Source organism: Dietzia cercidiphylli, assembly GCF_014145145.1.
GTDB lineage: Bacteria > Actinomycetota > Actinomycetes > Mycobacteriales > Mycobacteriaceae > Dietzia > Dietzia natronolimnaea.
This window is the reverse complement of record NZ_JAALEA010000247.1, coordinates 1-13,942: the sequence shown is the minus strand read 5'-3', so window position 1 is coordinate 13,942 and position 13,942 is coordinate 1. Positions and strand designations below refer to the sequence as shown.

Sequence of the window (13,942 nt, the reverse complement as noted above, 5' to 3'; positions counted from 1 at the left end):
GTTCCCGCTGCCGATCCGACTCACCCTGCATGAGGCACATCATTTCAGTGCCACCCCAACCTCGCAGGCCAGCCACGCCACTTGTTCAGCAGTCTCCTAGCGGGGCTCCCCGACACCCCCTGCTGGCACAATGACCGTTCATGTCACGCCGCTACGTCCTCACGCTGGGTTGCCCCGACCGCATCGGCATCGTCGCCCGCATCGCCACGTTCCTCGCCGAGCTCGGCGGCACCATCGTGGAGGCGGCCTACCACGCGGACGAGAACTCCCGCTGGTTCTTCACCCGGCAGTCCGTGGACGCCGAGTCGATCGGGATGGACCTCGACGAACTGCGCCGTCGCTTCTCCCGGGTGGCCGCCGAGCTCGGCCCGGAGACGGACTGGAACATCGCGGACTCCACCGAACCGAAGGACATCGTCGTCCTGGTGTCCAAGGAGGGACACTGCCTGCACGATCTCATGGGCCGGGTGGACAGCGGGGACTTCCCCGCCCGCATCCGCGCCGTGATCGGCAACCACGACACCCTGCGGGGGATGACCGAGGCGCACGGCATCCCCTTCCACCACGTGCCGTTCCCGGCGGATCCGGCTGAGCGGGGCCCCGCGTTCGCCGAGGTGTCCTCGATCGTCGACGACATCGACCCGCACGCCATCGTCCTGGCCCGCTTCATGCAGGTCCTGCCGGACGATCTGTGCTCCCGCTGGGCCGGTCGCGCCCTCAACATCCATCACAGCTTCCTGCCGAGCTTCGTGGGGGCGCGCCCCTATCACCAGGCGCACATCCGGGGGGTCAAGCTCATCGGGGCGACCTGCCACTACGTCACCGCCGACCTCGACGAGGGACCGATCATCGAGCAGGACGTCATCCGCGTCGACCACGCGGCGACAGTGCAGGACATGGTCCGGCAGGGCCGCGACGCCGAGAAGCTGGTGCTGGCCCGCGGGCTGCGGTGGCACCTCGAGGACCGCGTCCTGGTCCACGACGCCCGGACCGTCGTCTTCACCTGAGACGAGGCCCGGCCACAGGAGCAGGCTCAGCCGCGGGAGAAACCGTGGCGCTCGGTGAGCAGGGTCTCGGCGGCGGACAGGAAGATCAACCGGGCGGCCGCGCCGGCCCGGGGAAGAATCGAGCGGACCCGCTTCTCGAATACGGCCTGGTCCATCCCCGCCCCGCGGACTGTCTCCACCAGAACGGTGAACGCCTCTGCCGCCCGGCTCTGTCCCTCCATGAACAGGCGGCCGATCTTCTCGATACCCTCCTCGTCCACGCCGAGGACGATCAGGTCACGCAGGAGATCGGCCATGTAGACGTCGGAGAAGAAGTGGTCGGCTGCTCCCGGTTCGGTGATCAGACCGAGGGACTCCCCCACGTCGATCAACTCCTCGGGCATGTCGAATGACGCGACCGCCTGGGACTCCGCCCGGGTGAGTCGCCGTCGGGACCCCGAGGGCCTGCGCTCGCCCCGTACGCTCTCGACCTCGAGCAACTCGGCGAGGGTGAACCCGTGCCGCTCGGCGATGAGCAGCTCCTCGATCGTGGCGAAGGTGTATCCCCGGTTGAGCAGGCGCAGGATCAGGTCGAGCCGACTGCGGTGATCCGGCCCGTAGAGCGCGGTCCGGCCCTGTCGGATGGGCGGCTGGAGCAACCCGCGTTCCTGATAGACGCGGATATTGCGAACGGTCGCGCCGGAGGTCTCCGCCAGCTCCTCGATGCGCTGCAGCGGCGCGGACCCCCTGGCACTCACCTGCGCCTGCCGCCGACGGCAGGCTTGACGTCGGCGAAGAACACCCCGACCGCCACCATCGCCACGATTCCGAGGATCCCGAACGGCCGGATCGCGAAGAAGAGGGCGGCACCGGCGCAGATACCGATCCAGGCCGGTTTGGGCCACTTCCCCTCCATCGAGTACGCCGACGCGGGAGGAAGGACCGCCAACACCAGGCCGACGAGCGCCCACGCCACGAGGGCCGCCTGTATCGCCAACTGGATGAGGCCCCAGGTTCCGGGCAATGCATCAATCACAGCCGCCAGTGTAGTCGGCGCGTCCGACACCCCGGCCATCGATGTTCACGGCGTGGAGTTGGGGGTTCGACGGCCCCGTGACGAGAGCCGCCCCCGGCCCGCTCGGGGAGAGCGGGCCGGGGGCGGCTGACTGCGGCCTCAGCCGCGGTGACTCACTTGCTGCCGGAGTCGGACGACTTGTCGGTCGACGACGAGGACTAGGTCGTCGAGGACGACGACGGCGTGCTGGCCGAGCCCGAACCGGAGGTCGAGCCCGAACCCGAGGTCGAGCCCGACGCCGACCCGGAGGTCGACTTGGTCGCCGGGGTCGACGCCGACTTCGACGCCGTGGTCGACTTGGAGGCGGTGGTCGACTTGGAGGCGGTGGTCGACTTCGCGGCGCTCTTGGCCGGGGCCTTCTTCGCCGGGGCCTTCTTCGCGGGAGCCTTCTTGGCCGGGGCCTTCTTCACGGTCGCCTTCTTGGCCTGGGCCGCCTGGGCCTCGACCTTCGCGGCACCGCTCTGGACCTCGTCCGAGGCGGCGTACGCGGCGTCCTCGACCTTGTCGGCGGCCTTGTCGGCGGCGGTACCGGCCTCCTCGGCGGCCTGACGGGCGGCCTTGGACACGCGGCCCGCGGCCTTCACGCCGATCGACCGGGTCTGGCGGGCGACCGTGCCGAGCGCGTCCTCGCCCAGCTCGACCTGCTCCTCCATTGCGCCGGCCGCGCGGGCGACCTGCTCGTTGACGCGGGCCAGGCCGGCCTCGAGCTGCGGGTTCTCCTCACGCAGGCGGGACACCACGTCCTCGCCACGGGCGGCGAGCCCACCGTAGATCCCGGCCGCGACCTCGACGTAGGCGTCGGCGACCTTCCGCAGCTCCTCGGGGCGGAACCGGTTGACCAGCTCCTCCACCTCGGCCGGCAGCGCCTGCACGCGATCGGGGACCTCGGTGACGCGGTTCTGCACGTCCGCCACGCGCTCGGTCACCCGGTTCTGCACGTCGGTCACGCGCTCGTTCACCTTGGTCTGGGCGTCGGTGACGGCCTCCTCCGCGCGACGACGGAGGTCCGAGACCAGCCCGGACACGGCCTGGACCGCGAGGTCGTTCACGCCGACGTAGGCGTAGACCGGGGTGCGCACGGCGGACAGCGCCTGACCGAGCGGGCCGCTCGGCGCGGTGTCCTTGGGGTTGGCCTGCGACTCGGCCTGCGCGGCGGCGGCCTGGGCGGGGGTCTTCTTGGAAACGGGCTTCTTCTGGCTCATGTCGGCTCCTTGATCGTTGTCATGCAGGTGTTGCGGGGTGGGATGTGACGTGGCCCCACGGGGCCGCCGTCGGACGGGCTCAGTGCACGTCGACGACCTGTTCGGCGGCGGTCGCGTTGTTCGTTCGGAACGACTCGTAGATCTCCACGAGCACCTCCCTCTGACGCTCGGTGAGGTCGGGCGCGGTGAGGATGGCGTCCCTCACCGGACTGCCCTCCTTCAGTTCGAGGATCCCGGCGCGGGCGTAGAGCACCTCGGCGGACAACCTCAGACCTCGTGCGATCTGACCCAGCACCTCAGCGGACGGCTTGCGCAGCCCACGCTCGATCTGACTCAGATACGGATTGGAGACGCCGGCACGCTCGGCGAGCTGCCGGATGGACACCTCGGCGGCCTCCCGCTGGGCGCGGATGAACGACCCGATGTCCTGCGACTCGGAGATGCGCTTGTCGTCGTCACCCTGTGGGGCGACGTCGTCGTGACGGGGGACCTCGCCGGTCGGCTTGGCCCTCCGCGCGAGGGTCGCAGCGGTCGGTTCGACCGCCTGCGCGGCGGTGGACCCAGGCTTCCTGCCGGTCTCCCGGCCACGTTTCTCGGCTATGGAGTCCACCTCCCCTCGCCGTGCGTCTCACGTCGTCTGAGGACAACGCTAGCAACGAGTGCTAACTGCAGCAAGCGGTCGGAGCGGTGTGATGGGTCACAGGCTCGCGGCGGGCCGCCTCAGGGGCCGCGTCAACGAACGGGCAGGTCGAATGAGCAGGTCAGAAGACGAGCAGGGTGAACTGATGGATGATCACGCCGACGAGGGCGCCGACGAGCGTGCCGTTGATCCGGATGAACTGCAGGTCCTTTCCGGCGAGCAGCTCGATCTTCTCGGACGCCTCGTCGGCGTCCCACCGCTCGACGGTATCGGCGATGATCGAGGTCACCTCGCCGGCGTAGTTCACCGCCACGTACGCCGCGGTGCGGGTCATGTAGTCGTCGAGGCGCGCCCGGACCTTCTCGTCGTCGACCAGGAGATCGGCCAGCCGGCGCAGGAGGTCGTCGATCTTCACCCGGAGGGTCGAGGAGGAGTCCTCGGTGGCCTCGACGATCATCCGCTTGGCCGCCGTCCAGGCGGAGGCCGCCGCCCGACGGACCTCCTCGCGGTTCATCACCTCCGCCTTGAAGATCTCGAGCTTGTCCATCGTGGCCGGGTCCTGCTGGAGGTCGCGGGCGAAGTCCTCGACGAACCCGATCAGGGCAAGGCGGACCGCGTGCTGCTTGTCCACCTTGATCTGCCAGGTCCACTCGCGGAGCTCGCGGTAGGCGCGGTCGGAGAGCAGCTCGTTGACGAACTGCGGCGCCCAGGTGGGCGCCTTCTCGCGGACCCAGCGGTCGATGGTCTCCGGGTTGGCCTCGACCCACCCGTGGGTGCGGTCGGCCATGAGGTCGAGGAGAGGCAGGTGGCGGCCCTCCTCGAGGAGCTCGGCCAGGATCCGGCCCGCGGGCGGTCCCCACTTCGGCTCCGCGATCCGGGCGACGATGGTCCGCTCGATGATCGCCGTGGCGTCCTCGTCTCGCAGGACCGCCAGGACAGACCGGATCGCCTTGGCCGCCTGGTCGGAGGCGATCGCACGGTGGTCCTCCTCCTGGAGCCACTCGCCCGCCCGCGCGGGGATCCGGGCGCTGCGGACCTTCTCGCTGACCATCTCGGGATCGAGGAAGTTCTCGCCGACGAAGGTGCCCAGCGAGGTCCCCAGCTGGTCCTTCTTCTTGCGGATCAGCGCCGTGTGGGGGATGGGGATCCTCAGCGGGTGACGGAACAGCGCGGTGACCGCGAACCAGTCCGCGAGGCCACCGATCATCCCCGCCTCGGACGCCGCGCGCACGTACCCGGCCCACGCCCCGGCGCCGTTGGACAGCGAATACTCCGCGAAGAGGAAGATGATCCCGGCCACGACCAGGAACCCTGTCGCGACCAGCTTCATGCGGCGGAGCGCAGCCCTGCGCTCCGCGTCGGTCGCCGGGTCACCCGCGACCAGGGCGGAACCGCCCGCCGCGGCGACCGGGTCGAGCGTCAGTGTGCGTCCTTGCGCCCGTACTTGCGGAACCCGATCATGCACACCGCGAGGCCGATGACGAAGACGACGACGGTGGCCACGACCGCGGCCACGACCAGACCGAGGGACACGTCCATGTCGTCGGTGTAGAAGGCGAGCGCCGTGATGGGCAGACCCAGCATGCTCATCGCCAGCAGCATGATGGCCGAACCGGCGTAGATCTCGGTCGAGTACAGCGGGTAGGTGGGCGCCACCTCGGTCGCGTACTTCGGGTAGTACTCCTCGACGATGGCAGCACCAGTGTGCTCGAGGGTCTGACCGGCCATGATGTCGTCCTCTTTCGTCTACTACCGATCCCGGACGCGGCGGCCCGGGAGTTGCTTGACCCGATTCTATTGGAACCTCAGGTCCCGCGGGCAACCGCCCGGCGGATTCGTCGCGCCGCGGTGACCAGGTTGCGCAGACTCGGCTCCAACTGCCAGGTGTAGCGGGTCTTGAGCCCGCCGTCCGGGACCGCCCAGAGGCGGTCCACCCCCACCGCCGCCACCGCCTCGAGCAGCCTCTCGTGCAGCAGATCGATGTCCGGGACGAAGCCGGATCGAGACTCGTACACACCCGGGGCCACCTGCCGCGTGAGGGTGTGGTCGGTGAGGGCGTCGAGGACCCAGTCGATCGACCGGGTCGCGACGATCGCGGTCACGTCCGCGTCGAGCCCCTCGATCGCCTCCTTCATGACCTGGAGCGACGAGTAGCTCAGGTGCGTGTGGATCTGGGTGTCCGGCCGGGCACCCGCCGACGCCAGGCGGAACGTCGCCACCGCCCACTCGAGATAGGCCCGCCTGTCCGCGCCCCGCCGCGGCAGCAGCTCGCGGATGGCCGGCTCGTCGATCTGGACGATCGCCAGCCCAGCCTCCTCCAGGTCCGCCACCTCGTCGCGGATCACCAGCGCCAGCTGGGTGGCCACCTCGGGCAGCGCGAGGTCCGTCCGACAGAAGGACCGGGCGAGCATCGTCACCGGCCCGGTCACCATCCCCTTGACCGGCCGGCCGGTGAGGGTCTGCGCGTACCCCGTCCACTCGACCGTCATGGGCGCGGGCCGGGCCACGTCCCCGTACAGGATGGGCGGGCGCACACACCGGGACCCGTAGTGCTGCACCCACCCGTGCCGGGTCGCGGCGAACCCGTCGAGCAGTTCCGCGAAGTACTGCACCATGTCGTTGCGCTCGACCTCACCGTGGACCAGGACGTCCAGGCCGATGTCCTCCTGCAGCCGGATCACCGAGGCGATCTCCTCCCGCAGGTAACCGCAGTAGCGCTCGTAGTCGATCCGGCCGTCGGCCAGGTCCCGGCGTGCCCGGCGGATCTGTACCGTCTGCGGGAACGAGCCGAGGGTCGCGGTGGGGAGGATCGGCAGCCCCAGACGCTCCGCCTGCAGAGGCGCACGCTCCGCGTAGGGCATGCGGACCTCGTCGTCGTCGTCCACCGACGCCGTCCTGGCACGCACGTCCTCCCGGCGCGCACCGGGCCGCACCGGCAGCGGCCGCCAGCGCGGCGTGGGCCCGTCCACCAGCGCGTCCGCCAGTGACACCACCTCGGCGACCTTCTGTCGCGCGAAGGCCAGCGCGTCCTCGAGTTCCGCGGGCAGGTCCACCTCGGCCCCGACGTCGTAGGGCACGTGGAGCAGCGTGCAGGACGTCGAGACCACCAGGTCGGCGAAGGTGGCCTTGAGCTGCCTCAGGTAGTCCAGGACCTCGAACTTGTCCGTGCGCCAGACGTTCTGGCCGTCGACCACGCCGGCGTAGAGCCGCTTTCCGGCCAGTCCCGGGATCGCCGCGAGTTCGTCCGCGGGCCGGTAGCCGTGGACCAGATCCAGACCGATCGCCTCGATCCCCGTGGACGCGAGCGCGGGCAGCGCCCCGGCCAGGTCCCCGTACTGTCCCGTCACCAGGATCCGCGGGCGGCTGGGGACCGCGGACAGCCGGTCGTAGGCGTGCCGGACCTGCTCGACCTCGGCCGGCGTGCGCTCCATGGTCATGCAGGGTTCGTCGAACTGCACGCAGGTCACGCCCGCCCCCGCCAGCGCCTCCAGCAGGGCCTCGTACTGCTCGAGCACCCGGTCGAGCAGCGCGATCGGCCGGAAGCCGGGGGCGGCGGTGGGTGCGGGCTTGCTCAGCAGCAACAGCGACACCGGGCCGGTGATCACGGGCCGGATGTCGACCCCCAGCTCGTGGGCGCGGGCGACCTCCGTCAGCAACTCCGCCGGTCGCAGGCCCAGGACGGAGGAGTCCTCGAACTCGGGCTGGCGGTAGTGGTACGGGGTGCCCTGCAGGGCGACCAGTTCCAGGGGCGCCACGTCGGCACGGCCGCGGGCGAGCGCGAACTGCGTGTCCAGCGGGGACAGATCGCGGACCAGGTCCCGGAAGCGGTGCGGGACGGCGCCGATCAGCAGGGCGTCGTCCAGGACGTGGTCGTAGAAGGAGAAGGTGTGTCCCGGGATCTGCGTGATGCCGGTCTCGCGGAGCTCCTGCCAGGTCGACTCCCGGATCCGGCGCCCCACGGCGAGGAGTTCGGACCGGGTGCCGTCGCCGTGCCAGTACCGCTCCAGCGCGCGTGTGAGCTCGCGGCGCGGGCCGATCCGCGGATACCCCAGCACGCTGGACGCACGGCTGAGAGCGAGGTGCGAGCGTTCGAGCTCCGGGGTCACGGCGGTCAGCGGGCGGCTCGGGCGGCGGCGCGGGGGACGTCGTACCGATAGAAGCCGTGGCCGCTCTTCTTCCCCAGCCGTCCGGCCTCGACCATGCGCAGCAGCAGGGGTGGCGGGGCGTACAGCGGCTCGCGGAACTCGGTGTACATCGAGTCCGCGATCGCCTTGACCGTGTCCAGCCCAACGAGGTCGGCCAGGGAGAGCGGGCCCATCGGGTGGGCGCACCCCAGCACCATGGCCTTGTCGATGTCCTCCGGGGTGGCGAAGCCGGATTCGGCCATCCTGATGGCCGAGAGCAGGAAGGGCACGAGGAGCGCGTTGACCACGGCTCCGGACCTGTCCGCGGAGTGGACCACCTGCTTGCCCAGGACCTGTTCGGCGAACCCCTCGGCGCGCTCGCGGACGGACTCCCCCGTCTCCAGCGTGCTCACCAGCTCGACCAGCGGGAGCACGGGGACGGGGTTGAAGAAGTGCATGCCGATCACGCGCCGGGGCCGCGCGGTGCACGCGCCGAGCTTCATGATCGGGATGGAGGAGGTGTTGGAGGCCAGGACCGCCTCCGGATCGGTGACCACCTCGTCGAGTTCACGGAACACGGCCGTCTTGGCCGCCTCGTCCTCGACGATCGCCTCGATCACCAACTGTCGATCGGCGAAGTCCCCGAGGTCGGTGGTGAACCGCAGGCGCAGGGCGGCCTGGTCACGCTCGCGCCGGGTGATCTTCCCGGAGGACACGCCCCTGTCGAGCGAGGAGAGGATGCGGGACCGGCCCGCGGCGGTGAGTTCCCGGGTGGACTCCCACACCAGGACGTCGACGTGGGCGCGGGCGCAGACCTCGGCGATCCCGGCCCCCATCTGGCCTGCACCGACCACTCCCACGCGGGTGATCGACCCCTGTCCCGGGGCTACCTCGCGGGTGGTGGGCATGTGCGACACGTCCTTCTTCGAACCTGGGGACCGCTCACGGGCGTGGCCCGGGAGTGCGTGAGACACACGCGGGGGCCGGGGCCGCCTCGAGGAGACGGCCGCGGCCCCCGGTGTGTTCACGCCACTGTGCGTATCGCCCTACGAGCGGGCGACGCGGGAGGTCAGTGGAACTGACCCTCCTCGGTGGAGCCCTTCAGCGCCGCGGTGGACGTGTTGGGGTCGACCGTGGTGGCGATGCGGTCGAAGTAACCGGAACCGACCTCACGCTGGTGCTTGATGGCGGTGAAGCCACGCTCCTTGGCGGCCTTGAACTCGCGCTCCTGCAGCTCGACGAACGAGGTCATCTGGTTGCGGGCGTAGCCGTAGGCCAGATCGAACATGCCGTAGTTGAGCGAGTGGAAGCCGGCCAGGGTGATGAACTGGAACTTGAAGCCCATCGCGCCGAGCTCCTTCTGGAACTTGGCGATCGTGTCGTCGTCCAGGTTCGCCTTCCAGTTGAAGGAGGGCGAGCAGTTGTAGGCCAGGAGCTGGTCCGGGAACTCGGACTTGACGGCCTCGGCGAACTGCTTGGCGTACTCGAGGTCCGGGGTGCCGGTCTCCATCCAGATGAGGTCGGAGTACGGGGCGTAGGCCTTGGCGCGCTCGATGCAGGGCTCGATGCCGTTCTTGACGTTGTAGAAGCCCTCGGCGGTGCGCTCACCGGTGATGAACGGGCGGTCACGCTCGTCGACATCGGAGGTGATGAGCGTGGCGGCCTCGGCGTCGGTGCGCGCGATGATGACCGACGGGACGTTCGCGACGTCGGCCGCGAGACGGGCCGAGGTCAGCGTGCGGATGTGCTGGTTGGTCGGGATGAGCACCTTGCCACCGAGGTGGCCGCACTTCTTCTCCGACGCGAGCTGGTCCTCCCAGTGCACACCGGCGGCGCCGGCCGCGATCATGGCCTTCTGCAGCTCGTAGGCGTTGAGGGCGCCACCGAAGCCGGCCTCGGCGTCCGCGACGATCGGGGCGAGCCAGTTCTCCACCGAGGTGTCACCCTCGATGCGGGCGATCTCGTCGGCGCGCAGCAGCGCGTTGTTGATGCGGCGCACGACGGTCGGGACCGAGTTGGCCGGGTACAGCGACTGGTCCGGGTAGGTGTGGCCCGAGAGGTTGGCGTCGCCGGCGACCTGCCAGCCGGAGAGGTACACGGCCTCGAGGCCGGCACGGATCTGCTGGACGGCCTGGTTGCCGGTCAGCGCGCCGAGGGAGTTGACGAAGTCCTTGTTGTTGACCTTGTCCCAGAGGATCTCCGCGCCACGGCGGGCGAGGGTGTGCTCCTCGACGACGGTGCCCTGCAGCTCCGCCACCTGCTCGGCGGTGTAGTTGCGGGTGATGCCCTTCCAGCGGGGGTTGGTGTCCCAGTCCTGCTGGATCTCTGCAGCGGTACGTGCCTTGCCGACGTTCGACATCGCGACTCTTTTCTGTCTCGGGGGCGGACCCTGCTTCGCACAATTGCGAGCGCGGCGTCCTGTACCTGGAAAGGATGCCACACGCATCGCAGCCCGTCTACCTGGGAATTGTGCGAATCTGGCGAGTTTCCTTGCATTGCTTGCGAACTTTGCGAAGAATGTGGGGCACACCACCGACCCGCGGGAGCCGCTGATGACCACCATCCACATGGGTGCTCGCCTGCGCCGCCTGCGCGAGGAGCACGGTCTCACCCAGGCCGCCTTCGCCGAGACGCTCGGGCTCTCGGCCAGCTACCTGAACCAGCTCGAGAAGGACACGCGCCCGGTCACCTCCCGGGTGCTGGCCCGACTGTCCGAGGAGTACGGGGTCGACTCGACCTTCTTCGCCTCCGACGCCGACACGCGGTTGATCGCGGAGCTCACCGAGGCCCTGTCCGACCCCCAGGTGTCCACCGGGATCCCCGCGGGCGACGTGATCGACCTGGTCCGTGCCCACCCGTCGCTGGCACGCGCCTTCGCGGTATTGAACCAGCGGTACCGCAACTCCGCGGACCTCCTCGCGGCCCTCACCGAGAGCCGCAACGCCCTGTCCGACGAGGCGGACACCTTCGCGCTGGCCATGCCGCACGAGGAGGTGCGCGACTACTTCTACCAACGCCAGAACTACATCGACTCCCTGGACACCGCGGCCGAGGAGCTCACCACCCGGATCCGCATGAACCGCGGCGACGTCCGGGCCGAGCTGGAGAACCGGCTCGCCGAGATCCACGGCGTCAGGGTGGTGCGCCGCGTGGACCTGCCCGACGGGTTGTGGCACCGCTTCTCCGCCCGGGACCGCCGGTTGGACCTGTCAGCGCACCTGACCGGAGGGCAGCAGGCCTTCCGGGTGGCCTCCGAGCTCGCGTTCCTCGAACACCGCGAGCTGCTCGACCAGCTCGTGGCCGACGGGGCCTTCAGCTCCCCCGCCGCCGGCGCCCTGGCCCAGCGCGGGCTGGCCAACTACTTCGCCGCGGCCGTGCTCATGCCCTACCAGCGCTTCCTCGACACCGCCGAGGACTTCCGCTACGACGTGGAACGCCTGATGACCTTCTACGCGACGGGCTACGAGACCGTGTGCCACCGCCTGTCCACACTCCAGCGCCCGGGAGCCTCCGGGGTGCCCTTCAGCTTCGTGCGCGTCGACCGCGCGGGGAACATGTCCAAGCGGCAGTCGGCCTCCGGTGTCCACTTCACCACCTCGGGTGGCACGTGCCCGCTGTGGAACGTCTACGAGACCTTCTCCTTCCCGGGCAAGATCATGCGCCAGGTCGCGGAGCTGCCGGACGGGCGTCTGCACCTGTGGGTCTCGCGCACCGTCACCACCCGGCCCATGCGGTTCGGGCAACCCCGCAAGACGTTCGCGATCGGTCTGGGCTGCGAGGCCCGGCACGCCCACCGCACCGTCTACGCGCAGGGACTCGACCTCGCCGACGCCGACGCCGCCACCAAGATCGGGTCCGGGTGTCGCATGTGCGAGCGGCCCGCCTGTCCCCAACGTGCCTTCCCGCCGCTGAACCGCACCCTCAAGGTGGACGCGCACCGCTCGTCGCTCTCGCCCTATCTGCTCGACGAACCCCACTCGCCGGCCGCCTCCCCTGCCCTACCCTGACGGCCATGAGCCAGCCGCACAGCACCGACAGCCATCCCCGGGACCCGGCCCGGCCCCGCATCCGTCCCGGCGGGTTCCGTGAACTCGGTCCGGTGGGCTGGGCCGTCAACCGCGTGGGCGCCCGCGTCACCGGCAGCCAGGACGTCCATCTGTTCGCCACGCTCGGCCGTGCGCGCCGGCTCTTCCCCGCGTGGCTGGCCTACTCGGGGATGATGATGCCGTTCGGGGTGCTCGACCGCCGGACCACGGAGCTGGTGATCCTGCGCGTGGCCCACCTGCGCGGCAGCGACTACGAGCGGGCCCACCACGAGCGGATCGGCGCGCGGGTGGGGCTGAACGACGACGAGATCACCCGCACCCTGCGCGACCCCGCGGACGACGGCTGGTCGGATCGGCTGCGCGCGGTGTTGACCGCGGTCGACGAGCTGGTGCGGACCAAGGACATCGCGGATGACACGTGGGCGGAGGTGGCGGCCCACCTGACCGAGGCGGAGCTGGTGGGTCTGGTGCAGCTGGTGGCGCAGTACGACGGACTGGCCACGTCCCTCCGGGCCCTGCGGATCCAGCCCGACCGCCCCCGCTGACCCACCTGCCCAGCCCCTCCGGGTTGCGCGTCCCCTTTGCTCGCCCCCTTCCGAGTTCCGCGCCCCCTCTGCTCGCCCATCCGCCACGTGCGCGCCCCCTCTGGTCCATTCCCGCCGCGCACCTGTCGTCCCCATGTTCGGACGACCAGCCCATCGGCTCCTCCGGGAGCCCACCGGGTCCTCCGTGCGCTCCGGTCGTCCACAATCGTCCCCCCTCCACAGGGCGGCCGGAATCCCCGCGTGAACACCGGACCCCCTCGTTCCCGCCGAGGATCATCCTCGGCATGACGCGCCACCACCCGGGCCCACAGCACCCCGTCCTCTCGTCCGCCCGGCTCAGCAGCGAGCTCGCCGCCCTCCCCCGTCGACGACGAGAGCGCGAGTTCGTCAAGATCGCGGACGAACTCTGGCTGCCGGCTGGTCTTCCGCTCGGCTTCGAGACCTTGTCAGTGGCCTACTCGCGGCTGTACCCGAGCGGCGTCCTCACCGGATGGTCGGCGGCGGTCCTCCACGGGATCGCCGCCCCTGACGACGCCATCCCGGAGTTGTGCGTCGGCCCCAGCGGAAGAACGCGTTCGGGCCTGCGGATTCGTCGATACCGGTTGCCCGCCTCGGCCGTGGAGCACAAGCGGGGCGTCGCCGTCACGAGTCGGCGATGGACGGCCTTCGACTTGGCCCGGTTCACCGACCACCTCGGTGGAGTCATCGCGGTGGAGCACTTCTACCGGCACGGGTTCTCCGAGCGCGAGCTCCGCGACGTGGTCGACGGCCAGGTCGGCGCCTGGGGCGTCGCGCGAACACGACGGGTGCTCGCGGACGCCGATCGTCGCAGTGAGTCCCCCAAGGAGACCGAAGCGAGGTTGTTCCTCCGAGACGCTGGCTTCACGGGGTTCGTGCCGCAGGTCGAGGTGGGCGGATACCGCCTCGATCTCGCTGATCCCATTCACAAGATCGCGGTGGAGTACGACGGCGCGCACCACGAGCACCCGGAACAGCAATCGAAGGACCGGTACCGCAGGAACCGTCTCCAGGCCGCCGGCTGGATCGTGATCGTCGTGGACCACAGGATCTTCCGCCACCAACGAGGCGACTTGCTACAGCAGGTTCGTGCGGCGTACGCCCAGCGCACCTGCCGATTCGCCGCCTGACCCTCGGTGCCCCGGCCCCCGATCTCCCGGCGCCGGGCAGACTTGCGCGGCCCCTGTGGTCCATTCCACCGGCGCGACCGCCCAGCGTGCGAGCGTTCCGGGCGCGCAGGACGAAGAGGACGCGCATCTCGCGGGCGGGAGGGGCGGGCCGAGCGGGCGCCGAGGGCTCACACCCC

General features: G+C 70.2%; 13 protein-coding genes. 4 read left to right on the top strand and 9 right to left on the bottom strand.

Annotated features, from left to right (window positions below; genetic code table 11):
- Positions 1-140 precede the first annotated feature (140 nt).
- Entirely contained in the window at positions 141-1,007 is an 867-nt protein-coding gene (purU, locus tag G6028_RS09550; protein ID WP_182610499.1) for a formyltetrahydrofolate deformylase, read from the top strand.
- A 26-nt stretch (positions 1,008-1,033) separates the two neighbouring features.
- Here the strand turns inward: purU and G6028_RS09545 are convergent, their stop codons facing one another.
- The 9 genes from G6028_RS09545 to aceA all read right to left on the bottom strand — a co-directional run bounded on the left by G6028_RS09545 (position 1,034) and on the right by aceA (position 10,386).
- Positions 1,034-1,744, bottom strand: a complete 711-nt coding sequence (locus G6028_RS09545) for a MerR family transcriptional regulator (RefSeq protein ID WP_182644847.1) — start codon at positions 1,742-1,744, stop codon at positions 1,034-1,036.
- Positions 1,741-2,022 (bottom strand): DUF2516 family protein, encoded by a 282-nt coding sequence (locus tag G6028_RS09540; RefSeq protein WP_182658727.1) that lies wholly within the window; start codon positions 2,020-2,022, stop codon positions 1,741-1,743. The genes G6028_RS09545 and G6028_RS09540 overlap by 4 nt, the downstream gene beginning before the upstream one ends.
- 197 nt (positions 2,023-2,219) lie before the next feature.
- A complete protein-coding gene (locus tag G6028_RS09535) occupies positions 2,220-3,263 on the bottom strand; it encodes a hypothetical protein (protein ID WP_241730657.1) in 1,044 nt (347 codons plus the stop codon).
- 79 nt (positions 3,264-3,342) lie between these two features.
- Positions 3,343-3,864 carry a helix-turn-helix domain-containing protein gene (locus G6028_RS09530; protein ID WP_187700505.1) on the bottom strand — a complete coding sequence of 174 codons (522 nt, stop codon included), beginning with the start codon at positions 3,862-3,864 and terminating at the stop codon, positions 3,343-3,345.
- Positions 3,865-4,024: 160 nt separating this feature from the next.
- Positions 4,025-5,233, bottom strand: coding sequence for a DUF445 domain-containing protein (locus tag G6028_RS09525; RefSeq protein WP_182609723.1), 1,209 nt, complete (start codon positions 5,231-5,233; stop codon positions 4,025-4,027).
- 89 nt (positions 5,234-5,322) lie between these two features.
- Entirely contained in the window at positions 5,323-5,631 is a 309-nt protein-coding gene (locus G6028_RS09520; RefSeq protein WP_179523424.1) for a hypothetical protein, read from the bottom strand.
- 77 nt (positions 5,632-5,708) lie between these two features.
- Positions 5,709-8,009 (bottom strand): 5-methyltetrahydropteroyltriglutamate--homocysteine S-methyltransferase, encoded by a 2,301-nt coding sequence (gene metE, locus G6028_RS09515; protein ID WP_182658726.1) that lies wholly within the window; start codon positions 8,007-8,009, stop codon positions 5,709-5,711.
- A 5-nt stretch (positions 8,010-8,014) separates the two neighbouring features.
- Complete coding sequence (locus G6028_RS09510) at positions 8,015-8,935, bottom strand: 3-hydroxybutyryl-CoA dehydrogenase (protein ID WP_179523426.1); 921 nt, start codon at positions 8,933-8,935, stop codon at positions 8,015-8,017.
- Positions 8,936-9,096: 161 nt separating this feature from the next.
- Entirely contained in the window at positions 9,097-10,386 is a 1,290-nt protein-coding gene (aceA, locus tag G6028_RS09505; protein ID WP_182658725.1) for an isocitrate lyase, read from the bottom strand.
- Between the two features lie 193 nt (positions 10,387-10,579).
- On the opposite strand from aceA, the gene ramB reads away from it, so the two are divergent.
- The 3 genes from ramB (at position 10,580) to G6028_RS09490 (ending at position 13,766) form a co-directional block, all read left to right on the top strand.
- The gene (gene ramB / locus G6028_RS09500; protein WP_182658724.1) at positions 10,580-12,034 is read left to right on the top strand and encodes an acetate metabolism transcriptional regulator RamB; all 1,455 of its coding nucleotides are present in this window, start codon (positions 10,580-10,582) and stop codon (positions 12,032-12,034) included.
- Positions 12,035-12,039: 5 nt separating this feature from the next.
- Positions 12,040-12,618 carry a carboxymuconolactone decarboxylase family protein gene (locus G6028_RS09495; RefSeq protein ID WP_182658723.1) on the top strand — a complete coding sequence of 193 codons (579 nt, stop codon included), beginning with the start codon at positions 12,040-12,042 and terminating at the stop codon, positions 12,616-12,618.
- Positions 12,619-12,902: 284 nt separating this feature from the next.
- Complete coding sequence (locus G6028_RS09490) at positions 12,903-13,766, top strand: DUF559 domain-containing protein (RefSeq protein ID WP_194306934.1); 864 nt, start codon at positions 12,903-12,905, stop codon at positions 13,764-13,766.
- Positions 13,767-13,942: the final 176 nt, after the last annotated feature.

Excerpts from the sequence above, each read along its gene's own strand:
- purU (WP_182610499.1), top strand. The coding sequence starts at position 141 with ATGTCACGCCGCTACGTCCTCACGCTGGGTTGCCCCGACCGCATCGGC.
- G6028_RS09535 (WP_241730657.1), bottom strand. The coding sequence starts at position 3,263 with ATGAGCCAGAAGAAGCCCGTTTCCAAGAAGACCCCCGCCCAGGCCGCC.
- G6028_RS09525 (WP_182609723.1), bottom strand. The coding sequence starts at position 5,233 with ATGAAGCTGGTCGCGACAGGGTTCCTGGTCGTGGCCGGGATCATCTTC.
- G6028_RS09520 (WP_179523424.1), bottom strand. The coding sequence starts at position 5,631 with ATGGCCGGTCAGACCCTCGAGCACACTGGTGCTGCCATCGTCGAGGAG.
- G6028_RS09510 (WP_179523426.1), bottom strand. The coding sequence starts at position 8,935 with ATGCCCACCACCCGCGAGGTAGCCCCGGGACAGGGGTCGATCACCCGC.
- aceA (WP_182658725.1), bottom strand. The coding sequence starts at position 10,386 with ATGTCGAACGTCGGCAAGGCACGTACCGCTGCAGAGATCCAGCAGGAC.
- ramB (WP_182658724.1), top strand. The coding sequence starts at position 10,580 with ATGACCACCATCCACATGGGTGCTCGCCTGCGCCGCCTGCGCGAGGAG.
- G6028_RS09495 (WP_182658723.1), top strand. The coding sequence starts at position 12,040 with ATGAGCCAGCCGCACAGCACCGACAGCCATCCCCGGGACCCGGCCCGG.
- G6028_RS09490 (WP_194306934.1), top strand. The coding sequence starts at position 12,903 with ATGACGCGCCACCACCCGGGCCCACAGCACCCCGTCCTCTCGTCCGCC.